At 40.7% G+C, this 22,582-nt stretch carries 22 protein-coding genes and 1 pseudogene; 14 read left to right on the top strand and 9 right to left on the bottom strand.

Features of this window, described 5'->3' with window-relative positions:
* Window positions 1–51 precede the first annotated feature (51 nt).
* Window positions 52–654: a cob(I)yrinic acid a,c-diamide adenosyltransferase gene (cobO, locus tag ACWU4D_RS16505; protein ID WP_456052546.1), complete on the bottom strand. Its 603-nt coding sequence runs from the start codon at window positions 652–654 to the stop codon at window positions 52–54.
* A gap of 137 nt (window positions 655–791) precedes the next feature.
* On the opposite strand from cobO, the gene cdd reads away from it, so the two are divergent.
* The gene (gene cdd / locus ACWU4D_RS16500; protein WP_456052545.1) at window positions 792–1,646 is read left to right on the top strand and encodes a cytidine deaminase; all 855 of its coding nucleotides are present in this window, start codon (window positions 792–794) and stop codon (window positions 1,644–1,646) included.
* On the opposite strand, the gene ACWU4D_RS16495 is transcribed toward cdd, so the two are convergent.
* Entirely contained in the window at window positions 1,643–3,034 is a 1,392-nt protein-coding gene (locus ACWU4D_RS16495) for an SLC13 family permease (RefSeq protein WP_456052544.1), read from the bottom strand. The genes cdd and ACWU4D_RS16495 overlap by 4 nt on opposite strands.
* 102 nt (window positions 3,035–3,136) lie before the next feature.
* On the opposite strand from ACWU4D_RS16495, the gene ACWU4D_RS16490 reads away from it, so the two are divergent.
* Window positions 3,137–3,937 (top strand): AraC family transcriptional regulator, encoded by an 801-nt coding sequence (locus ACWU4D_RS16490; protein WP_456052566.1) that lies wholly within the window; start codon window positions 3,137–3,139, stop codon window positions 3,935–3,937.
* Window positions 3,938–3,985: 48 nt separating this feature from the next.
* Here the strand turns inward: ACWU4D_RS16490 and ACWU4D_RS16485 are convergent, their stop codons facing one another.
* A complete protein-coding gene (locus ACWU4D_RS16485; protein WP_456052543.1) occupies window positions 3,986–6,259 on the bottom strand; it encodes a bacteriohemerythrin in 2,274 nt (757 codons plus the stop codon).
* Between the two features lie 274 nt (window positions 6,260–6,533).
* Between ACWU4D_RS16485 and ACWU4D_RS16480 the strand changes: the two genes are divergently transcribed.
* Window positions 6,534–7,016, top strand: coding sequence for a low molecular weight protein-tyrosine-phosphatase (locus ACWU4D_RS16480; protein WP_456052542.1), 483 nt, complete (start codon window positions 6,534–6,536; stop codon window positions 7,014–7,016).
* Between the two features lie 48 nt (window positions 7,017–7,064).
* On the opposite strand, the gene ACWU4D_RS16475 is transcribed toward ACWU4D_RS16480, so the two are convergent.
* Window positions 7,065–8,294, bottom strand: a complete 1,230-nt coding sequence (locus ACWU4D_RS16475; protein ID WP_456052541.1) for an outer membrane protein transport protein — start codon at window positions 8,292–8,294, stop codon at window positions 7,065–7,067.
* 727 nt (window positions 8,295–9,021) lie between these two features.
* On the opposite strand from ACWU4D_RS16475, the gene ACWU4D_RS16470 reads away from it, so the two are divergent.
* Window positions 9,022–9,570, top strand: a complete 549-nt coding sequence (locus tag ACWU4D_RS16470) for an NAD(P)H nitroreductase (protein ID WP_456052540.1) — start codon at window positions 9,022–9,024, stop codon at window positions 9,568–9,570.
* A 55-nt stretch (window positions 9,571–9,625) separates the two neighbouring features.
* Here the strand turns inward: ACWU4D_RS16470 and ACWU4D_RS16465 are convergent, their stop codons facing one another.
* Complete coding sequence (locus tag ACWU4D_RS16465; protein WP_456052565.1) at window positions 9,626–10,519, bottom strand: LysR family transcriptional regulator; 894 nt, start codon at window positions 10,517–10,519, stop codon at window positions 9,626–9,628.
* A 329-nt stretch (window positions 10,520–10,848) separates the two neighbouring features.
* Here ACWU4D_RS16465 and ACWU4D_RS16460 point away from each other — a divergent pair, with 329 nt between their 5' ends.
* The 6 genes from ACWU4D_RS16460 (at window position 10,849) to recR (ending at window position 16,205) form a co-directional block, all read left to right on the top strand.
* Window positions 10,849–11,949, top strand: a complete 1,101-nt coding sequence (locus ACWU4D_RS16460; protein WP_456052539.1) for a response regulator — start codon at window positions 10,849–10,851, stop codon at window positions 11,947–11,949.
* A 102-nt stretch (window positions 11,950–12,051) separates the two neighbouring features.
* Complete coding sequence (locus tag ACWU4D_RS16455; protein WP_456052538.1) at window positions 12,052–12,183, top strand: hypothetical protein; 132 nt, start codon at window positions 12,052–12,054, stop codon at window positions 12,181–12,183.
* A 224-nt stretch (window positions 12,184–12,407) separates the two neighbouring features.
* Window positions 12,408–12,953 (top strand): adenine phosphoribosyltransferase, encoded by a 546-nt coding sequence (gene apt, locus ACWU4D_RS16450; protein WP_456052537.1) that lies wholly within the window; start codon window positions 12,408–12,410, stop codon window positions 12,951–12,953.
* A 93-nt stretch (window positions 12,954–13,046) separates the two neighbouring features.
* On the top strand, window positions 13,047–15,176 hold the full coding sequence (gene dnaX / locus ACWU4D_RS16445; RefSeq protein ID WP_456052536.1) for a DNA polymerase III subunit gamma/tau: 2,130 nt from the start codon (window positions 13,047–13,049) through the stop codon (window positions 15,174–15,176).
* Between the two features lie 74 nt (window positions 15,177–15,250).
* Window positions 15,251–15,586: a YbaB/EbfC family nucleoid-associated protein gene (locus ACWU4D_RS16440; RefSeq protein ID WP_456052535.1), complete on the top strand. Its 336-nt coding sequence runs from the start codon at window positions 15,251–15,253 to the stop codon at window positions 15,584–15,586.
* A 13-nt stretch (window positions 15,587–15,599) separates the two neighbouring features.
* Window positions 15,600–16,205, top strand: coding sequence for a recombination mediator RecR (recR, locus tag ACWU4D_RS16435; protein ID WP_456052534.1), 606 nt, complete (start codon window positions 15,600–15,602; stop codon window positions 16,203–16,205).
* Here recR and ACWU4D_RS16430 read toward each other — a convergent pair.
* Window positions 16,199–16,450, bottom strand: a complete 252-nt coding sequence (locus tag ACWU4D_RS16430) for a YkgJ family cysteine cluster protein (RefSeq protein WP_456052533.1) — start codon at window positions 16,448–16,450, stop codon at window positions 16,199–16,201. The genes recR and ACWU4D_RS16430 overlap by 7 nt on opposite strands.
* A 159-nt stretch (window positions 16,451–16,609) precedes the next feature.
* Here ACWU4D_RS16430 and ACWU4D_RS16425 point away from each other — a divergent pair, with 159 nt between their 5' ends.
* On the top strand, window positions 16,610–17,050 hold the full coding sequence (locus ACWU4D_RS16425) for a YcgN family cysteine cluster protein (protein WP_456052532.1): 441 nt from the start codon (window positions 16,610–16,612) through the stop codon (window positions 17,048–17,050).
* A 148-nt stretch (window positions 17,051–17,198) separates the two neighbouring features.
* Here ACWU4D_RS16425 and ACWU4D_RS16420 read toward each other — a convergent pair.
* The 3 genes and pseudogenes from ACWU4D_RS16420 to ACWU4D_RS16410 all read right to left on the bottom strand — a co-directional run.
* Window positions 17,199–17,336 (bottom strand): annotated as a pseudogene (locus ACWU4D_RS16420) (site-specific integrase); the annotation flags it as partial.
* Window positions 17,337–17,347: 11 nt separating this feature from the next.
* Window positions 17,348–19,264 (bottom strand): AAA family ATPase, encoded by a 1,917-nt coding sequence (locus ACWU4D_RS16415; RefSeq protein WP_456052531.1) that lies wholly within the window; start codon window positions 19,262–19,264, stop codon window positions 17,348–17,350.
* Window positions 19,265–19,281: 17 nt separating this feature from the next.
* Window positions 19,282–19,428 (bottom strand): hypothetical protein, encoded by a 147-nt coding sequence (locus ACWU4D_RS16410; protein WP_456052530.1) that lies wholly within the window; start codon window positions 19,426–19,428, stop codon window positions 19,282–19,284.
* Between the two features lie 763 nt (window positions 19,429–20,191).
* Here ACWU4D_RS16410 and cspE point away from each other — a divergent pair.
* The 3 genes from cspE (at window position 20,192) to ACWU4D_RS16395 (ending at window position 22,543) form a co-directional block, all read left to right on the top strand.
* A complete protein-coding gene (cspE, locus tag ACWU4D_RS16405; RefSeq protein WP_456052529.1) occupies window positions 20,192–20,404 on the top strand; it encodes a transcription antiterminator/RNA stability regulator CspE in 213 nt (70 codons plus the stop codon).
* Window positions 20,405–20,900: 496 nt separating this feature from the next.
* The gene (locus tag ACWU4D_RS16400; RefSeq protein ID WP_456052528.1) at window positions 20,901–22,106 is read left to right on the top strand and encodes a hypothetical protein; all 1,206 of its coding nucleotides are present in this window, start codon (window positions 20,901–20,903) and stop codon (window positions 22,104–22,106) included.
* Entirely contained in the window at window positions 22,106–22,543 is a 438-nt protein-coding gene (locus ACWU4D_RS16395; RefSeq protein ID WP_456052527.1) for a hypothetical protein, read from the top strand. The genes ACWU4D_RS16400 and ACWU4D_RS16395 overlap by 1 nt, the downstream gene beginning before the upstream one ends.
* Window positions 22,544–22,582 lie beyond the last annotated feature (39 nt).

Below are 22,582 nucleotides of genomic sequence, written 5' to 3'. Positions count from 1 at the left end.
CTTGGTGGTTTAGTGCAGTAATACAGTGCCCTTAATCAGCGAGAAAATGATTTACCAATCAATACCCTTGCGAGCTTTAATACCATTCTCAAAGGCGTGTTTTACATTACGTACTTCCGATACCGTATCGGCTAATTCGATTAAATTACGATGAGCACCACGCCCGGTGATAATCACAGATTGCATGGCAGGGCGGTTTGAAATTGCTTCGATAACCTCATCTAACTCGATATACCCGTAATTGGTCATATAGGTCAGTTCGTCAAATAGAACAACATCGATAGAGTCATCTTTCAACATTGCTTTACATTTCTGCCAAACAACTTGTGCTGCGTCGGTATCGGCTTGTTTATCTTGAGTTTCCCAAGTAAAACCGGTAGCCATGACTTCAAACTCGACCCCCAGCTTTTCTAACAGATTCTTCTCGCCGTTATCCCACGTGCCTTTGATAAATTGAGCGACAGCACATTTTTGTCCATGACCATGGGCGCGAGTGATCATGCCAAATCCTGATGTTGATTTGCCTTTGCCATTTCCAGTGATGATTAAAAGAAGGCCTTTTTCATCTTGAGCGGCGGCAATTCTAGCATCAACGTTTTCCTTTACTTTCTGTTGACGCTCTTTATGGCGGTTCTGTGCGTTGTCGTTTGCCATCTTATGTTCCTTTATTGGTGTTTCGCCTCGTAATTTTTATCTTAACCTATCTGTTTTAGAACAAAAACCGTTGAATTCACGCGGGATTTAAGTGATGGTCGTAGTGTGACATGAGCTTTACACGTTAAGGATTTATTATGATGGAACAACTTTTAGCTTACGCCGAGAAAACATGGGGCGTCGATCTTCACCAAGTTAACCAACTTAGTGCTGAGCAACTCTTAGAATTGACAGAGGTTTTCTCTGTTGATCAAAAAACTTGTTTATACGCTTTATTACCATTGGCTGCGAATTATGCTCTAGTGCCTCTTTCTAACTATCACGTCGGTTCAATTGTTGTTGGTTTGTCAGGAAATGCATACTTTGGCGCCAATATGGAGTTTGGAGACCAAAGCTTGAGTCAAACCGTTCATGCTGAACAGGCGGCAATTAATCATGCTTGGTTATGTGGTGAAGAAGGTATTAGTGATATTTATGTCAACCAAAGTCCGTGTGGTCATTGTCGTCAGTTTATGAATGAGCTTTCTACATCGGAGCAGCTCACTATTCATGTGCAAGGGCGTGAGTCTGTCTCGTTAGCTCAACTTCTACCTGATGCGTTCGGCCCAAATGATTTGGGGGTCGCGAATCGATTGATGTCTATACAGACGAGAGTGTCTTCCAGTGAGTCTTCACATTCTTTCGACGAATTGGCATGGAAACGAGTTTATTCGCCATACACTAAAAGCCCTTCTATGTGCTTGATTATATTGGAAGATGGTAAGAGAATTGTTGGGTGTTATGCGGAAAATGCAGCCTTTAATCCCAGTTTATCTCCGTTGCAATCTGCGTTGATTATGCTTCGGTTAGCTTTGTGCGACTTTGACAGTATCGTCGATGTCGAGTTAATTGAATCGAAGCAATCACAAGTACTGCAGTATGACGCTACGCTCTCCTTACTAAAGAGCATCGCGCCAAAGGTAGAGCTAAGGTATACCAACCTATCGAATTAAATCCATCCTAAGAGGTTCCACCATAAATAATCGAGTGGCATCAAGATCAACAGTGTAATTACTGCCAATGGTAATGACACCCTAATTAACGAAGATAGCTTCTCCTGTGATAACTGCATTGCGACAATGAGAGGAGCAACTTGATAGGGGAAGATGACCGTCGAAAATCCGATGACTTGCGTCATCAGTACCGCTTCGAGCGAAAAGCCTGTTGAATGCGCAAAGTCGGCTGCCATTGGTGAGAGTACAGTTGGGACGCCAGGAATGGTGGTGATAAGTCCAGTCAGTGTTGAGATAGAACACAAAGACATAAAGTTATAGAAAGTAGAGTCATGGGAGTTTGATAACGCTGAGCTGAATATCTGTCCAACAGAGGTTCCAATTCCCGATAAATTGACCAGAGCACCGAGCCCTAGAGCAGCAGCTACAAAGATAACAGTACCGAAATCAACGGATCGATTAAATGCTTTTGGTTCGACAACGCCATACTTAGGAAGAAGCAGGAAAATTGCGGTAACAATGCCGACCCATGCAGGATTAACTCCATGAATGGAATCAGTGATCCAAAATAACAGCGTCATCGCGAGAATGAATAGAACCTTATTCTGTTTCTTTAAATCAAAATGATCATTACTCGCTTGGCTGGACGTTTTGTCATTTATATCAATTTGAGCGGGAAAGATTTTCACGACCACTAAAACTAAAACCGCAGATTTTACGATACCGAGGATAGGGAAGTGCAGAGCAAGGTATTCTAAGTATCCAAATGAAATACCAAACAAATTCTCACTCGCTCCGGCTAAAATCATGTTCGGAATGTTGGATGGAAGAATGGCAAAACTGGGCATGTTGCACGCTAGAGCTAGAGTGACAGCGATGCCAATACGACCAGAGCTGCCTTTCGCAAAACCTAGTTGCTCAGCTAACGCCATACCTATTGGAATCAGTACAACAGAGCGACCAACAGATGAAGGCATAACAAAGCCAAGTAGCATTGCTGTCACGACTAGACCAGAGATTAATTTAACGTAACTTGTCGTTAAATAAGGGGCAATAATTAGGGCGAGACGTTTCCCAATTCCAGTGCTTGATATTGCTTCGCCAATAATAAAGCCTGAAATAATCAACCAGACTGCGGAAGATGAAAAGCCAGAAAAAAGAACGTTTGGTTCGATTAAATTAAAAACCGCAACTAAGGCAAAAAAGATTAACCCTGTAAGAAAGGGAGGGATAACGCTCAAACTCCAAAATACTAGTGTAATCAGAATGATTGCTGCGCTGTAAGAGAAGTTATTTGGTTGACCAGCAATCGGCATCACCGCCAAGTATCCAGAAATAATGACGGCAATGAACACGATAATTGAGCGTATATTGAGGCTGTTTTTCATGTGAGTTCTCTATGTAAATAGCGATATTGTAGGCTTGTGTTTGTTTCGGTTGCCGCTTATATTAGCAGTTCGTGATTGTCGTAATAAGGTGGAAATGTGACAATGGGTATTCCTAATACGTCATACTTGCCGGCAAGCCATGTCGCTTACACGATTGATCCAAAGCGGCCAGTTTTAACTCAGCGAAGAACCATGAATCCGGAAGAGGCGATAGCCCCTCACCGTCATCCTCGTAGACAGTTGTTATGGTCGTCGAAAGGTTTACTCCGAGTGACAACTAACAACGCCGTTTGGGTCGTTCCTTCTTCACACGCAGTGTGGATCCCAGGTAATGCCTTTCATCAGGTTACCTGCCAAACTCAAGCGCAAATACGCAACTTGTACTTTGATCCATCATGCCCGATTCGGCATTATGACAGTGAAGTTGTGATGCTGGCTATGAGCCCTTTGATGCGCGAGATTATTGTCCGTATGACTCGTGAAGATTTACCAGATGAGCCATTTATGCAGCGCTTAGGGTTGGTCGCGTTGGATGAACTTGAGTCTCTTGAACCGTTTTTTCTTCATTTACCGAGTGGTCAAGATCCGAGGTTGCTTCAGGTGATCAATCAGCTCATCCTTCACCCGAAGGAGTCAGTAACGTTGGATATATTGAGTAGAGAGTCAGGGGCAAGCACCCGCACGATTGAACGTCTGTTTAAATCAGAGACTGGATACACTTTCCGACAATGGCGCAGTCGATTTCGTTTAATGAATTCACTTGAAGCGATAAATAAAGGTGAAAATACCAAGACTGTTGCTTATGAGCTTGGGTATAAAAGTGTGAGCAGTTTTATCGCTGAATTTAAAAAGCTATATGGGGCAGCGCCCCAGGAATATGCGAGTCAATTCCTGAATCGCTAAGTAGCGAAGTATGTTCAGACACTATTGTGCTTTTTAAAATCGTACACTCTACTGTACGAGGTATGACTCAAACTCTTTGACTGGCATTGGCTTGCTGTATAAAAACCCCTGATACGATAGACAGCCATGAGTGCCTAAAAAGGTTTTCTGTTGGTCGTTTTCTACTCCTTCTGCAATGACATCGATACCAAGAGAATTGGCCATCAGTATGGTTGTTTTAACGATCGACTGATCATTAATATCAAGTTCAAGCTCTGAAATGAACGAGCGATCTATTTTTAACTCATTGACAGGTAGTCGTTTTAAGTACTGCAATGAAGAATACCCTGTGCCGAAATCATCTAGGGAGAATTGAATCCCTAATGCTTTTAATGAATGCATGTGTGATTTTGTTAGATCCAAATCGTCAACAAGCATGGTTTCAGTTAATTCGAGTTTTAGCATTCCAAGACTAATTTCATACTTACTGATCAATTTTGCGACTTTTAGGATGAAATCGGGTTGACGAAACTGACGGTAGCTGACGTTGACAGATATCGTCAAATGTTTGGTCTGTTGACTTATTTCCCATTGTTTTAATTGCAGGCATGCTTGTTCTAAAACCCAGTCACCTATTGGAATAATTAATCCTGTTTCTTCAGACAACGGAATGAAATCATCAGGGTTAATGATGCCATCGGTTGGGTGGTTCCAACGAATAAGAGCTTCTACTCCGGTAGTATTATTGCTGTTATCGACTTGAGGTTGATAATAAAGTTCAAATTGTTTATTTCTAACGGCTTTGTGGAGTTTCTTTTCCAGTGTAAGGCGCTCGGATATCGTTTCTTGCATTAGCGGTTTGTAGAAAAACACGGTGTTTTTCCCTGATTTTTTAGCCTGATACATTGCGATATCTGCTTGCTTCATTAGCTCTGAGCTTGATATGGATGCGTTGTTAAAAAGAGAGATACCTCCACTGGCACTACTAATGAATTGGTGTTTGTTTACCTGGTAAGGATGAGATAGAGCCTGAATGACTTTATGCGCGACAATCTCAGCTTCAGCAGCAGCTTCTAGCTCGTTATTGTCGAGATCAGATAAAATGAGAACAAATTCATCGCCACCAATGCGCGCTAAAGTATCGCTAGCACGAATACAATCTTGGATGCGTTTAGCCGCTTGCTGAAGCACGGCATCACCAAATTCGTGGCCATGTGAATCGTTAATGTTTTTAAAATTGTCTATATCGATAAATATAACCGCATTATAGGCGGTATCTCGGTTGCTCAAAGCTAACGCGTGATTCAGGCGATCAAAGAGTAAACGGCGATTTGGCAAAGAGGTTAACGAATCATAATAAGCCAGTGAGCTTATTTTTTCTTCGTTCTCTTTACGTTCAGTTATATCCTGAATGAATCCTGTCATTTTTTCAGGGGTGCCGTCACTGGCATAAATCATCTTCCCACGACACTCAATCCAACGGACTGCATTATCACTCGGGCGTACGATTTGATAGTCGATTCTATGTTCCTGACCACAATCAAAGCTGTTTTTTAGTGAATCCATCAGAGAATGATGAGAGTCATCTACCATTATGTTGCAAAGAAGCTCGATACCCGGAGTTGTGTCTGGGTCTAGGCCAAGTAACTCGTACATCTTAGGGGACCAAGTTGTGACTTGATTTGGGTAGGAAACAGACCAACGACCAATTTTTGCATAATGCATGGCCTGAATGAGGCTTTCTTCACTTTCCGCTAATTGAAGGAGTGTTTTTTTACCCGCTTTGATCTCTTGCATAAGGCGAATCGTATTAGCAGAAAGGGTTTGATAAGCCGTCAAAATAACATTTATGGTTTCTTGAGCCTTTTCATTCATTTGAGCGCTCGCCCACAATGTGGCTTCATCAATTGACTGGCCAGATTTAACCGCTTGAGTCATAAATGCGAGGTGACGATCACTTTCCAAAATGTGAGTGACGAGCCAACTTGTTAAGTAAGACAATAATTCTTCTAGCCACTGCTCTTCTGGCTTTTGATCTTCATTCTTTATTAATTTTTTTATATGTTGAGTAAACTGGCTGTGACTTTCTCTATGTTGTTCTGCATAGTCACAGTTAGACAATATGCTTAGCCAGTAGGTCTCTTCGCTGTCAAAGTGATACTCTGCATAATCAATTAATTCGTGAAGTACTTCAGCCAGTTTAATATCTGAATCGTGTTGAGATATATAATTGGCCAGTTGATTTAGTAGAAAAATTAATTGCTTATGCTGCTGATCAATTTCTTCAACACCAGTGCTAAAACTATCATTCCAAGGGAATATGTCGACATGGTGCTGGTTCATTTTATAACGAGTCCTTTTGTTTAAAAATGTCATGTGCAATCTAGAGTCATACACTCACGGAAATTGGTTTAATCCGAATCAATCAAAACACCCCAAATGCCTTGCTACTTTAACGACTCTTTCGATGGGTTGATCAACTTATAGCTTAGCTTGATCATCATCTTTTGTCATTATTTGTACCGTGCTTAGTGAGAGGGTAACATTGTCTTTAATGAGAATATCAAACAATAACTTGAGATAAGTGAATTGGGCGTATATTTAAGAGGTTTACAAAATGAAGAATAACGATAAAACCAAGATTCTCGTCGTTTGTATGGGCAATATTTGTCGCTCTCCAACCGGAGAGGCGGTATTGCGGGCAAAAGCTTTAGAGCTAGGCATTGATGTTGAAGTGGATTCCGCAGGTACTATTGGTTATCACCAAGGAAACCCGCCGGATAACCGAGCAAGAGCCGCAGGAGAGCGAAGAGGGTATACGTTTTCTGGTATCAGTGCTCGACAAGTATGTATCGAAGATTTTGCTAAATTTGACCTAATTCTAGCCGCCGATAAGGATAATTTATCTGACTTATTACAACAGTGTCCTTCTCAATATCAAAGCAAGGTCTCGCTGTTATTAAGCCATGGTGATTCTCGCTACGAAGAAGTACCTGATCCTTATTATGGGGGTGAGAATGGCTTTGAGTTGGTGCTGGATTTAATCGAAGATGCGGCGCTATCGATACTCAATAAGGTTAAGTATCTCGATAAAAAATAAGAGAGCAAGAGCTCTCTTATTTATTGCCATTGAATACGTATAGTCTACTTAGAACGTACGGCTGTACTGTAGACCCATCAAGATGGCATCAGCGTGAGTTGTTCCAGAAAGTGATGTAGAGTAAGGTCCGCCAAGCGCTGTTGATTCTTCAACTTCAACGTCTTTGCCTAAAAGGTAAGTAAATCCAAAATCTACCGTTGCTTTTTGACTCAGTTGATAACCGACACCTGCAGAAAACCATTGGCGATCAGAGTCGGGCACAGAGATTGAGGTCACTTTATCTTGTGCACTTTCGTCATACATGTAACCCGCACGCAGTGTCCAGGTGTCATTTAGGAAATAGGTACCGCCAATAGAATAATGGAATGCATCTTTCCATTTATATTCTTTTTCTTCGATACTCGCATTTTCAAAGGTGATTTTGTCAAATGACGACCAACCAATAAATTGAATGCTGTAGTGCACAGCAAATGGGCTGTTTTCGAGTTTATGGAAACCTGAAAATTCGGCCATGTCTGGAAGTGGTAACGTCACCGATTGTGACCCATCTTTTGCTTTTAGTTCAGGGCTGTAATGGTAAGAGAACCCAAAGCGATTATCGGCATCAAGCTCATAGACAGTTCCCACATTGAATCCAACGGCCCATCCAGATGCGGAATCAATATTAAGAGTTTCAGCGCCACCAAAGCCGGGAAGCCCAACGTCTGAGCTCAAGTTACGCTTTAGTGTGCCTTCACCGTAGATAAAGTCGATACCGCCGCCAATACTCCATTGTGGAGACAGTCGGTAAGCTGAAACAACCCCAATATTTAAGCTTGAAATTTCGGTATTTCCACCATATTCAGCCGCAACATAATCACTGTCAAAATTGGTTTTGGTACCAAAATTACTGTAGATCGTCGCGCCTAAAGATAATTTATCATCGATAGGTACAATTAGATGTAAGTTCGGTGCAATAGAAGTATCACCTGCGTTATCATAATTTGCATCATATTCTGTACCAAGAGCGTTGGTATAAGTTGCATCTGATACTTCAATCATTGAGGTGATGCTTTCAAACCCACCAGAAAACGCTATTGAATCAAACAATGTCATTGCGGCAGCATTACGCGCTATAACTGATGCATTGTCTGCGATAACAGCATCACCTGCAAATGCTCGGCCTAAACCAGTAGCTGATTGAGCGTTAAGTTGGAAACCCGCTGCGAACACCTGTTGGGTTGAGAGTGTGAGCGCTACTGCTATCACTGACTTTTGAAACAATCTCGTTTTATTCATTGGTTACTTCCTATGATGAATATGATGGTTGCGGATCTTGGCACCAACAATTAACGTGGCGCGTGATAGTAGTCCTTAGTATAAGTAAGACAAATCCGACCATTGGTAGTTTTGACGATAAAAGTTGAGAACTGGCGGCTAATTGGCATGAAAATGGAGAATTTTTGTTATTATTAGAGTTTTTACTCAGCTGGGTGAGCGGGAAGCTCTCTATTGTTTGGAGGGATTTTTTCAGCTCGGTGATAATTGATAATAAAAAGGCTTAGTTAACGTAATAATTAGACGTAAATCAACATAAAATTGATCTAATTCAAAATTTAAATTCAGAAAGTCATTATATTAGTTCAGGTCATCTGGTCGGTTCTTGGACTGACACGTTGAGCAAGATGACACTTCCTTTTGAAGGCTGACTTTACTTTCTCCTAATCGGGAAACTGATTATTTCAATTGGCGCAAGTTAATTGCTTTATACATTCCAACCACACAGTTATGTGTGGTTTTTTTTTGTTCATTTTATCTCAATGTTTTATTTAGTCATAGAATAACCTGACTTCCAGAGCTAACGCTTCGCTTTATTTTTAACCACCTTGTAAGCATTATTAAACGTGAACTGATACTGTATTGTTATTGGTTTTGATCATGTTAGGATAAAACTAACGAATGCGATATCTCGTGTAGACATGCAGTTGTTACAACATCAATAGTCATTATAACAAAGGGTTAATCGATGGATGCATTAGAATTACTGTTAACACGTCGCTCTGTTGCGAAGTTATCAGCGCCAGCACCAGAAGGTCGTGCATTAGAAAAAATTATTGAGGCGGGACTGAGAGCCCCTGATCATGGGAATTTAACACCATGGCGCTTCGTGATCGCACAAGGAGATGGCTTACAGAAGTTATCTGATATTTATGTATCTGCAGCACAACAAAATGGTAGCAATGATGAGATAGTTGAAAAACTCAGAAATGCCCCATTTCGTGCTCCAATGGTCATTACCGTGATTGCAAAGGTAACGGAGCACCCTAAAGTTCCAGCTTTTGAACAACATTTATCGGCGGGCTGTGCGGTTCAAGCAATGCAAATGGCGGCCGTTGCGCAAAACTTTCAAGGGGTTTGGCGTTCAGGTTCATGGATGTTTGATCCGAAAGTTAAGCAGGCTTTTTCTCTTGAGGGAGATGATGAAATTGTCGGGTTTCTTTATTTGGGAACCGCGACAATTGAACCGATGAAAGCTCCTCAGCGAGATTTTTCTAAATACGTTGAGTTTCTATAGTTCTCAGTATCAAGCCAAGCGCACCTTTGCTATGAAATAGCCTGCTATTGGTTGGCTAGTTGACGGCTTGGCTTTCATCGATGCTGTAAGAAATCACAAAATCGATAAATAAACGTACTTTATCAGGAAGGTGCTCTTTGTGATTATAGAGCATGTAAATATCACGCGGGTTTGCACTCCAATCCGTTAACACTCGGGTCAAACTGCCATTTTCAATCTGCTCTTTTATCATAGCATTTGGCATTAATGTGATGCCTAACCCCTCAGAGCAGGCTCTTCTAACCACATTCAAAGTGTTCGCTTGAAACTTTCCCTTTTCATTATTGATCACATACTCACCGTCTCGATTGGTCAGTTGCCATTTGAGTAGTGGGTACCCTTTTAATAAAGAGTGTTGGGTTAATTCCTCGGCATGGGTTGGAGCTGGATGTTTTTGAAGATACTCTGGACTTGCAACGAGAATGTCTTCTACCTCATTGATTTTTCGGGCTATTAATGAAGAATCACGTTGAGGGCCAACACGGAAAATGACATCCCATTCAGTTGGATCAAGTTGATCAGAAACATGACTCGTTGTGAGCTCTAAATTGATGTCTGGGAACTGCTTCATAAACGCAATAAACATCGGCATCAACATTCGTTTGGTCAAATTCGCTGGTGAAGATATTCTAATTTGGCCTTTAGCACCTCGGCATTCGTCACTTATCTCATCAGCAGTACAGGCTAGCTTTTGAAGTAATGGTGAGCATTCTTTAAAAAAGCGCTCACCCGCTTCAGTAAGAGAGAGTTTTCTAGCGTGACGATTGAGTAAGCGTAAATCCAAAGAATCTTCTAAAGCTTGAATTCGTCGGGTTATGGTGGCGACTGGAATCAATGTTTTTCTTGATGTTGCTGTATAGCTTCCATTTTCGACAACTAAGCGAAATAGGTTTAAATCATCTAATTTCATAATACCCGACATATGGTTAATCGTATCTTTTGTTAAATCTATACGTTATTTAGTTAAAAATTCTTGAGGCACATCAACATCTTTAGCAAAATTCGTAACTTTTGAAAACTAATCTTGCGCTCATGGTGTCTTAATAACTCTATTGGGATCAATTTTTTGCCATCTCTTTTTGTTGTAGAAATGAGAATTAAGGTCTACTTTAAAAAGGTGTGATAAGAATGATATCAATAACGGGAGCTATTTTTATGAGTATGGTTTGTTTAGCAGAGTTTACACACCGTTATAACGATACTTTGATTCGCATTTTTTCTTAGAGTAGGGCTGTGAGTATGTCTGGTAAGCAATTTTCTGCTCGCGAGGAGCTAGATATAAAAAGTAAGCTTCAAGGTAAGTCTATCCTACTTGTCGATGATGATCCTATTTTTAGAAGCGTTATGCGCAGTTGTTTAGAATCGTACGGTTGCCTCGTTGATGAAGTAGAAAATGGATTAGAAGGATTAGTTCGATTAGATCAACATAGTGTAGATTTGGTGATGTGTGACCTTTCTATGCCCATCTTGACGGGAATTGAATTTGTTGAAGAAGTGAGTCATTCACGCACAGACCTACCCATAATCGTTGTTTCCGGTACCGATGCGATGTCTGATGTCGCACAAGCTTTGAAATATGGAATTAAAGAGTTTATCGCAAAGCCGGTGCGTGACTATGCACATGTGATGTCAATGGTATCTAATATTCTCGAAGATGCTAAGAAGCAAAGCGTTGAACGTGATTTGGCGAGTGCTTGGGATAGACAAGAATCTGAAGATGTTCCTGAAGAAAAAGAACTGCATTTTCATTTAGATTATCTGCAAAATAACCCTCCAGCGGCTCGTGATTTATTGCATGCTTTAATGCCCGATAACGATAATATTCATGGTGATTGGCGCTTTAGTTATCGATTACTACAAACCGCAGATGTCATGCCTCTTGTATTTGATTGCGCTTGGCTTAGCGAAGGTCAATTTGTGTTTTATATCGTAGATTCTGGTTCACACGCAACTGAAGGCGTGAGCATTAGTTTGTTGGTGAGAGCTCTATTTCACGATTATATTCGAACGTTAAAAACAGGGTTCGCTGATCTTAAAGATTTGGCACAACTAATTGAGCATGGAATTCGATGTTCGAGTGAAGAGGGGGCGGTCTCTGCCATGCTGGGTGTTGTTGACACAGTTAGCGGCTCAATGTCGATATTGCCAGCGGGCCTTAATGGTCAGTGGCGTAATGAAAACAATGAGTTAAACGTGTTAGGTGGCGTCAATCTTGGCGACAACTGCATGCGCAACTTTGTGACTAAAGACTTACCTATTGGCCAGAAAAGTAAAGTTCTAGTTCATAATACAGGGGTGTGTTCATTTACATTAGATATAATGAAACAGATCACAACTTAAGCGACTTATAGAGATTTAGTTATAAAAACACGATATAAAGCCTTTCAAAGTAGTAAGTGAGAATCACTCACATTAAAATTATCACTAAGGAGAAGCTGTTTTATGTCGCAAGAGGAATTTAAGGAACCTTTTAATATTTTTTATCTTTTAGGTTTATTGTTGGTTTTATTACTTCCTACCTTACCGGCAACGTTAACTTGGATACGAGTTGCGAATGGTTATGCCCCTTTCTAATTTTGTTAGCTTATATTGGTCGCAATCAGAGCGTTTGACCTCATAAATATTCTCTGCTGGTTGCTAACCAATGAGAAAATCACTAGCATTAGTGTGAAGTGTGCCCATTCTTCAGAGTGGGCATTGTTTTTTGCTGTGAAAACATTTTCTCGCACGTGGCCTAAGCCTCTCATTGACGTTTAAGTTGGTTAAGAGCGCTATTTAAATATAAGTTACTAAAAGTTATGACTACAGATACAATTTCATTGATCAAATCAAGCATCAAAAGCATCCCTGACTATCCTCAAAAAGGGATTGTATTTCGTGATATCACCAGCTTAATGGAAGACGCTGCAGCGTATCGTGCCACTATCTTTCACTTATTAGAGCAATACCAGGATATGGGATTTACTAAAGTGGTGGGTACTGAAGCTCGAGGCTTTTTGTTCGGTGCACCTTTGGCATTAGAGCTTGGGATCGGGTTTGTTCCTGTGCGTAAACCTGGAAAATTACCTCGAGAAACCATTGCTCAGTCATATGAGTTAGAATACGGGACCGATACGCTCGAAATTCACCTTGATGCGATTCAACCAGGAGATAAAGTCTTAGTGGTTGATGACCTTTTAGCAACGGGTGGTACGATAGAGGCAACAACCGCACTGATTCGCCAACTTGGTGGTATTGTTGAACATGCAGCATTTGTGATAAACCTACCTGAAATCGGGGGTGACAAACGTTTGGAAGCATTAGGATTAAATGTTTATAGCGTTTGTGAGTTTGATGGCCACTAATTTCTCGTGAGAGTAGTTGCTTTCAACACTTAAGGTTTTAGCAAGAAGTATGTTGGTAAATGGACCCTCGGTAAACTGAATACGGAATTTTAAATGAGTTATCTAGCTTTGGCACGGAAGTGGCGTCCTACTCAGTTTAGTGAAGTGGTAGGTCAAGCCCATGTATTAACAGCTTTAGAAAATGCGTTAGCGCAAAATCGCTTACATCATGCTTATCTGTTTAGTGGTACGCGAGGTGTGGGTAAAACGACGATAGGACGCTTATTTGCCAAGGGCTTAAACTGTGAGATCGGTGTGACCTCAACCCCGTGTGGCAAATGTGCTTCTTGTCTGGAAATTGACCAAGGTCGATTTGTCGATTTACTTGAAATTGATGCCGCATCGAGAACAAAAGTCGAAGACACTCGAGAGTTACTTGATAACGTTCAATACAAGCCTGCGCGCGGTCGATACAAAGTTTACTTGATCGATGAAGTCCACATGCTTTCTCGTCATAGCTTTAATGCTCTTTTGAAAACGTTGGAAGAGCCGCCCGAGTATGTGAAATTTTTGCTGGCGACGACAGATCCACAAAAATTACCTGTCACCATATTATCTCGCTGCCTCCAGTTTCATCTAAAGCCAATCAGTATCGAAGGTATCGAGCAGCAATTACGCCATGTGTTAGAGCAAGAAGATGTCAGTTTTGAAGCGCGAGCTTTAGGGCTTATTGCTCACGCTGCCGACGGTAGTATGCGTGATGCATTAAGCTTATCAGATCAAGCCATCGCACTTGGAAACAATCAAGTTGTGACCGAAAGCGTCTCGACGATGCTTGGTACGCTAGATAGTGATCAAGCATTGCATTTGATTCAAGCGATAAGCAGTAAGCAAGCTCAAACGGTTATCGAATGCATTAATAGCTTAGCGACGAATGGTGTTGAGTGGGATATTTTGCTTCAGACACTCGCGAGCCAGCTACATCGAATTGCTATGTATCAGATGTTACCTGCTACGTTAGATAAGTCTCAGCCAGACGCTGAAAAAATAGAACTCTTGAGCAAGGCATTGACCGCTGAAGATGTTCAGCTATTTTATCAAATTGCGATTAAAGGGAGGGAGTCTCTTCCTTTATCTCCCACTCCTCGTATTGGGGTAGAAATGACACTGCTGCGAATGGTGGCATTTCGTCCTCAACAGGTTTCTGCATTTAGTCAATTGAATACAGAGTCACAACCTATCCCGCAACCCGCAACTCAGCCATTGGTAAGGGACAAAGTAGACTCTGATGAGGCTCCATCATCGGTACCTTCTGGCCTGAAACAGGCTAAAGAAACCGTCCAACTGCGTACCCAGCCTGCTGAGTCAGTTGAGGACACTCAGCCCCAACGAAATCCTCAAGATGATTCTTATAATGAGCTTGCTCAAGAATACGCATCGATGGCAGAAAGTTATGAGATGGAATCGGTAAAAACGCCATCATCTGAGGTTTCATCTAAGCCTCAAAAAATGGAACCTCAGCCGACACCATCTGCACCGTCTCCAGTCGTTGGTTTGCGTCATCAGTTGCGCTCCCAAAGGAAAGAGCTTGAACGCGGCAGTGGTAAAAATGGAAAAAAGTCTGAAGCGGCATCTGGCCAGTCGGAATCTGTATTTGAGCGTTTAGCTCAGCGTACTGATAATGGTGTGGTGTCGCAGAATAAACCAGACGTTCAAAACACAAAAGTAGACAATGAACCGTACCAATGGCGTCCAAGTGTTGATGTTGCTGAAACAACGAATAGTGACATTGTGACGCCAACGAAAGCAAAACAAGCGTTAGAGCACGAAAAAACACCAGAAATGGTAGAAAAACTCAGTGCTGAAGTGGTAGCTGAAGATGAATGGGCCGCACTCATTAAACAACTTTCCATTGGAAAATTGGTCGAGCAACTTGCGCTTAATTCGGTACCTCATTGGAATCAAGATCAACTGTCATTAGTCTTGCGCCCAAATCAAGAACACTTACGAAATGATCGAGCGATTTCGGAACTTAGCCGTGCGATATCAAGTCAACTTCAACGTACGATTGATGTCGATATTTCAATCGGTAACGACGGTGTTACGCCACTTGAACGCCGAGAGCAAATCTATCAAGACAAACTTACGACAGCGATAAAAAATTTAGAAACGGATGCAAATGTTCACTTCTTAAAACAGAGGTTTTCAGCAGAGCTAGACATAGACAGCGTTCGCCCGATTTAATTGTTCATGGGACTTGAAATTTTAGCTTTTCAGCCCCAACGTAATATGAAATAGATAAACACAGAGAGATAAATATGTTTGGTAATGGTAAAGGCGGAATGGGCAACTTGATGAAACAAGCCCAACAAATGCAAGACCGTATGCAAAAGGTTCAAGAAGAAATTGCTCAAATGGAAGTGACTGGTGAATCAGGTGCTGGCCTTGTAAAGATTACAATTACAGGCAATCACAGTGTTCGCCGTGTTGATATCGACGAAAGCTTAATGGCGGATGACAAAGAGATGCTGGAAGATTTAGTTGCAGCCGCTTTTAATGATGCAGCGCGTCGTGCTGAAGAATCTCAAAAAGAAAAAATGGCTTCAGTAACAGGTGGTATGCAACTTCCACCTGGAATGAAAATGCCATTTTAACTGAGCGTTATTAATGCGTACCAGTCAATTACTGGAACAATTAATGGAAGCCTTACGTTGTTTGCCTGGGGTTGGCCCTAAGTCAGCACAGCGTATGGCTTTTCAATTGCTACAGCGAGATAGAAAAGGCGGCCTGCTACTAGCGGATGCGCTACAACAAGCCATGACCGAAGTCGGGCATTGCCAAGAGTGTCGGACATTTACAGAAGACGAGATATGTCATATATGTCGTAGCCCGAAACGCCAAGAGAATGGACTATTGTGCGTTGTGGAAAGCCCAGCAGATATTGCGGCGGTTGAAGCCACTGGACAATACTCAGGGCGCTACTTCGTCTTGATGGGACACTTATCTCCTTTGGACGGTATTGGACCAAGCGATATTGGGCTGGATGTCTTGGATTATCGCCTTCAAACCGGCAATATTAACGAGGTAATTCTAGCGACAAACCCAACGGTCGAAGGAGAGGCAACGGCGCATTACATTGCAGAGTTGTGTCGCGAGCATGATGTTCCGGCCAGTCGTATTGCCCACGGCGTTCCTGTTGGTGGAGAGTTGGAGTTTGTCGATGGTACGACGCTATCGCACTCTCTCATTGGACGTCAAAAATTGAATTACTGAGTTAAGGTTTCGAGTTCGATGAGGTTACGTAGAGCTTCATCGTTCGTTTCTCCGCATACGCTTGAGCAAGCTTTAAACGCCAAGCACACCTTTGGCCGTTCTGGTCGGCCAAATAACTTACACAGATTATCGTCATTGAGTTGAACGCAACGCTCCCCAGCGGCTTTCCCCTGTAACATCCCGGGAATGGGAGAGGTGATACTTGGTGCAATACAACATGTAAAATACCCTAGTCGACAATCCATTTTTATTCCTTGGTATTATGTAATTTTGAACCGTGATGGTAGCAAATTTTGTTGCAACAATCTTGGTTTACCCGTCTAAGGCTCTTAGGTAATACTTGAACTTTACTAGGCAGAGGGGTATAAATCTTTCCCCTGTATTTTGAAGAAAAGTGACGTGCAATGACGACTCCATTTTGGCAACAAAAGACCTTAAATCAAATGAGTGAGCAGGAGTGGGAGTCACTGTGTGATGGCTGTGGGAAATGTTGTCTTCACAAATTGATGGATGAAGATTCCGATGAAGTGTATTACACCAATGTCGCCTGCAGCTGGTTAGTCAGTGATACATGTTCTTGTAAGGATTACCCCAATCGTTTTTCTTCAGGAGAAGAGTGCCTAAAGTTAACCCGTGATAATGTCGATGAGTTTCATTGGTTACCTAATACCTGTGCGTATCGTTTACTTGCGGAAGAAAAACCCTTACCTCCATGGCACCCGCTAATTACTGGTGACAAATCGGCAATGCACGCGGCTAAAGAAAGCGTGAAAAATACCGTGGTGTATGAAATTGATGTGGTGGATTGGGAAGACCACATAATAAATCACCCTAACAGGAAGTAGGCTACACAAGGGTTTTCAAGGGCTTGTGTAATGCCTTAACCCAAATATAATCACATAAACCTGTATATAGTGAAAATCTGCCGTCATTTTGTCGCCATTTTTGTGGCGGCAGTTATAGAGAGTTTAACGAGTTCTTTCCGATTTAATATATGGTGAAGGTTTCAAAAGCAAGCGCCTCACCTTTAGTGGCGAAGCGCTTACGAATGCGTTTACCGTCTCGGCCTGTTGGGTAGCATTCGCAAAGCCAGGGTTTTTTATTGCCGTCTTTAAGGTTACGGATCGACACTAAGAATTACTCTAGTTATGTTTTTTTATGTGATCAAAAATTTGCTCACATAAAGCAGTTAATTCAGGTGTAAGTTTCCAGTCTACTTCATTAGAATCAATGACTTCCAAAACTGTATTACAAAATTTAACTTTGTCTTTTATTGTTCCACTTTCATCAGCGTAAAACTTTCTAGTGTGATTTGTATTATTAGAAACAAATTCCTCTAACATCGTTCCAATTCCTATGCTTGTGCTCTGAAATTTATCGTACTCTATTTGAGAGCCCAAATTACTTATATGACATTTCGATTTTTGTCTAAATGTCTCCCATCTCTTTTTTGCTGCTTCAACAATTAATTTAGCTGGGATGTAATTTTCGATTTCTTTCCACTCAAGAAGAATAAAGTTATCGCCCAATTCACGTTCTAGTGTTTTAACTCTATCGCCTTTATTGGAGATGTCATTATCAGCTATTAATAATATTTCTTTTGATAGTTTTCGAGCAGGAGTTTCCGATTCAGAGCTCTCCTCACTTGATGAGAAATTCCAATGAGTAATATTACTTCCTTGATATTCGGCAAAGATATAATGTAAATTTTCTTTGAAATTTCTTAACGAGTCATCAGTGTTTTCTTCTAAATATTTCTTTAGAAAAGCTCTTAAATAACGCTTATCAGTGACACCTTCAACCCAAATTGAACAATTGGCTAATAACACTGAAGAAGCCCTAACGCCTAGGTCATCCAATGCATCTGAATATTCAGTTAGAACTGAAATTGTTGAACTTGAGTCGTCTACTCTACTTATTCTATATACAGAAATATCTTGGTTTTCTTGTGCTATATCGATTAAGTGATTTGAGTGCGTGGTCATAAAAAAATAATGCTGAGGAAACTTGTGGAAAGCATCGATTAATATTCGTTGCATTCCCGGGTGTAAGTTGAGTTCGGGTTCTTCAATGTAAAATGTAGTGGGGCATGGTGAAATAAATATTGGAAACGTTATTATTATTAATGATTGAATGCCATCACCTAAATCAAAAATAGCCCTCTCTTCTTTACCAATTGATATATATACAACATCTTCACCAATGCGAGGGACTAAAGATATGTCTTGGTTATCGAAGAATGTCCTTGATAAATAATTCTCGTATTCTTGTATTTTTTTTCGTTCTTGTTGTGTACCTAATAGCGCTCGCTTCAATTCAGTGTACATGGAAAGACCACTGTAGATTGTTGCAGAAGGAGACCCCTCTTTATTATTGTTGACGCTGTTTGAAAAATTAATAGTGCTATTTTGGAAATAATCAGATTTAGTTCTAGTTAGGTAACTATCTTCCAGTTTTGGAGGGGTGTCTGATTGATGGTGTAAAGGCCGCAATCCTCTTAAAATCGGAATGTAAACGTGATTAGAAGGTAAAAATACTTCTCTTGAAGTTGCTGCAGGTCCATCAAAATGGATTATTCGATTAAATTCGTATTCAAATTTGTCTAAATCAATGTCTTTTGGTGAAATTTTTTTAAATATGTCAGCAGAGATTTCGGAGAGTTTATCTATCATCATATCATAAGAAAAAGTACCAAATTCATTTTTGAATCTCTTACCGATTTCTTCAGTAAGAATTTCTTCTTTTAACATGGGATCGAATTTTAGCCTTAGTTGTGATGAAACTTTTTCTACGTTTGAAAGGAAGCTATCAAATGGGTAGTTACTGTACTCAACGTATTGAGTGTCGGAGAGAAATAACTGCCTTAATAGGCGACTTTTTCGAGAGTTATTTGAGCCCGTAAGTAAGTTTATTTGTCTAAGGTCTTTGAGGTGCCAATGTTCTAACCCTTCACCATTAAGTTTAAATTCTTCGAAGTTGATGTGTGTATTTGTGTTACTTAATAAATTTTTGAAGTTTATTAAGTTAATTTTAGGTTTTTGGTTGTCGTTGACACTCATATTTACGTTCTCAAAATTTAAACATCTTCCGGCACTTCGCCAGTTTCAATCATGCTTTCAAATTGCGACTTGTTAAGAATAAAAACACCCTGATCCATTGCTTTGGCGAGTTTTGTTGGTCCAGCATTGTAGCCATAGCAAAGAATATCTAGGTGCTTAGTCACCCCAGCTAAATCAATCTTTCTTCAATGTAACCGCCACGCGGCCCATCACTTTTATATCGTTCTCTGACGCTTCAATCGTGCTATCTCCAAACGCTATCGCTAACTTTTTGCCAGGTAAACGTTGGATTTGGTTGATTTATAAACTGCCGTCAACCTTAATAAGGCAATGACCAGATACGGTATATTTTATGCCGAATGTTGTATTTAACGATCTATTATCCTTATCTCCTTAACATAGAGGAATAACTGTCGTTAGGGTACGACTTAGTGCAATAAAAAAGGATACATCAATCGCTAGCCTTCAGGTAGCAGATCATGTTGCGTATGTGACAGGAAAAGATTAACTCTAAAAATATGCATTGTCTGCTTTGGCTTCATTTATTACCTTTCCGTATCTAGTAGGTTCTGAATAAGTATAGATAAACTCATGCCTTCGCCATGCCAATCGTAATTCGTAATAAATCAATAATTCCCGGTATTTTTGTGAGAGCTTGTAATTAATTGACTAAAGAAGAACTAAAGGGGCAAGTAACGCTTGACTAAAGTTAGGGTAGAGGTATTATACCCGTGCTCTGCGACTCGGAGTTATTAATGAAGCATAAAGTAAAGTAAAACCTCAGTATTCCTTCGTCATTGTTGTTATTCTTAGTTTTTCCCTTAGCTTAATCGTCACATTCATAATTAAAAGTCACCAGCGCTCGTGTCATTAGCTTACTGCTGATCGTACGATAACTCTATGAATTTTAAATATTAAGGGACTCAAATGTCTAACAAATCTACTGGTTTAGTAAAATGGTTTAACGAAGAGAAAGGTTTTGGTTTCATCACTCAAGACGGTGGCGGTGCTGATCTTTTCGTTCACTTCCGTGCTATCGCTTCTGAAGGTTTCAAAACTCTTTCTGAAGGCCAAAAAGTGTCTTTCGAAGTAGAGCAAGGCCCTAAAGGTCTTCAAGCGGCTAACGTAGTAGCGCTATAATTTCGATGCTGGTGCAATACTATATTGCACCAGCTCATTTCTAATTGCCTTATCTAACACGACCTCAGCAAAAAGCCATACCGTCCTACTAAAGCCTGTATCACCTTTCTGTTCGTAACATTTATTTGTATATATAAAGCCCTTTAGAACTATCGCGTTATCTTCATATTTTAATTAAATTCCACTGAGCCTATTGTCGTTGATTTACTATGATCAGAGTATTTTTTGATCGTGCTGATTTAGCGATCAGAAATGGCTTTCTAGGAGGACTATAATGTCCAAATCAAACGGTCGAAAGCGGTTTTGGTATCATCAATCGCGCTCTAAATTTTATTCCCCAATTCAAAAGCTTACAGAATATTAGGTGACAGTTAGTTCCATGAAAAACTGGTCAATTATCGTATTCTATATATTTCTAATATTTTTCTGTAGTCATTGGAAAAAAATCAAAGGTAAACCTATACTCAAACCATAATAGATAAAAGAGTAAATAGCAGTGTGCGAGACTAACTATAAATTAACAAGGTTAAAGCTAAGTGGCGTGTTACCTGCGTTATTAGCACTAATGCCTTGTTATTCGATAGCACAGATAAGTGATGATCTCACAATTTCAGGGTTTGGTAACATTACCGCCGGCTATCTAGATACCGACCAAGCCAATTTCAAAGGCCATTCAGATGATGTTAGCTTGAAGTCCGATAGTCTTATCGGACTGCAAGCCTCCTATGAATTTACCCCTGCTTTAAGTGCGACCATTCAAGGGATCCTGCACGCTGATAGTGAAGATAATGACTCAATTATCAATTGGGCGTATGCGTCGTGGCAGCCTGACGATAACTTGTTGATCAAAGCCGGCAGGCAACGTACTCCATTTTTTGCGCTCAGTGATGTGCTTGATGTTGGTTATGCATATCCTTGGATTACTGCTCCTATACAAGTGTATAGTGCCTGGCTTTTCCCTACTTTTGATGGTGTTGATTTAGCTTGGGGATACTCGACTGGAGAAGTGGATACTACTTTTGAAGGGTATGTAGGGCGCTATGATGGTGAAATAGAACTGAGTGATTATTCCACAGATTATACTATCGATATATTTGGTGGGTTAATTACTAAAGTGAATTGGAAAGATTTTGAGTTTAGAGCGTCATTTCACCGTGGTAAGGTTGATATTGGTTTAACCGAGATCGACACCTTAAAAAGTGGATTGGCTCTAGCAGGCTTCACAGCAAGTGCTGATGCTTTATCTCGTGAGGGCTGGATTGAAGCGAAGCAGCTTTCAGTCAGTTACGATAACCTGGATTATTTCGCTCGTGCCGAATGGGTATTGATCGAATCTGATCTTTCGATAGCTGCTGAAATAGAAAGTTACTATTTGATGGGTGGTTATAACTTTTATCCCTTCTCAGTTCATTTTACCTATGCAGAAAGCCAAGTCGATTATCCTACTTTTCCAGATGAGATACCTTCTTACTATGCTCCGTTATATGAAGGTTGGAATGAAATAATGGATCGTCTAAGCAACGATTCTTTACGTTCATGGACGTTAGGTACTCGGTGGGATGTGTTACCCAAAGTCGCTCTTAAAGCAGAGGTGACTTTACTCGATGGTGATAGCGAGGAAAATTCTTTTTTCGATTCAATAGAAGAGGGTTTCGATCGTGATGCCAGCTTATATAAACTAAGCGTGGAGTGGGTATTCTAATGATGAAATTATTTAATATTATAACTCGGAGCGCATTTTTCACTTTCTTCTTACTAAGTGTATGCCAAGCGTCTATTGCTCAATATAATGATGTGATGGTGGTGATGAACTCAACGACGGCACTGGATTCATTGTCTCGCAGTGAAGTTCGCCAAGTGTTTATGGGTGGGACATTAAGTCGGAAATATGTTCCCGTAGGCTTATCTGTAGGTGATAGAACCCGAATTCAGTTTAATACTAAGGTGATTGGTTTAACTGAAAGTAGAATTCAATCGTATTGGGCACAGCTGTTGTTTTCAGGTCGAAGCAAGCCACCTAAAGAGTTTTCTGAAATAGATGACGTACTTAACTATGTCGCGACTGTCGATAATGCGGTGGGGTACGTGCCAGCAGGTACGGTTATTCCAAGTAATTTAATCGTGGTTTATCAGCGTTAGGCGTAAAGAAAGGGCATTGACTCTTTCTTGGTCATTGGA

Source organism: Vibrio phycocola, from assembly GCF_053850235.1.
The sequence above is the reverse complement of the archived record's forward strand: the minus strand, read 5'-3'. Positions and strand labels throughout refer to the sequence as shown.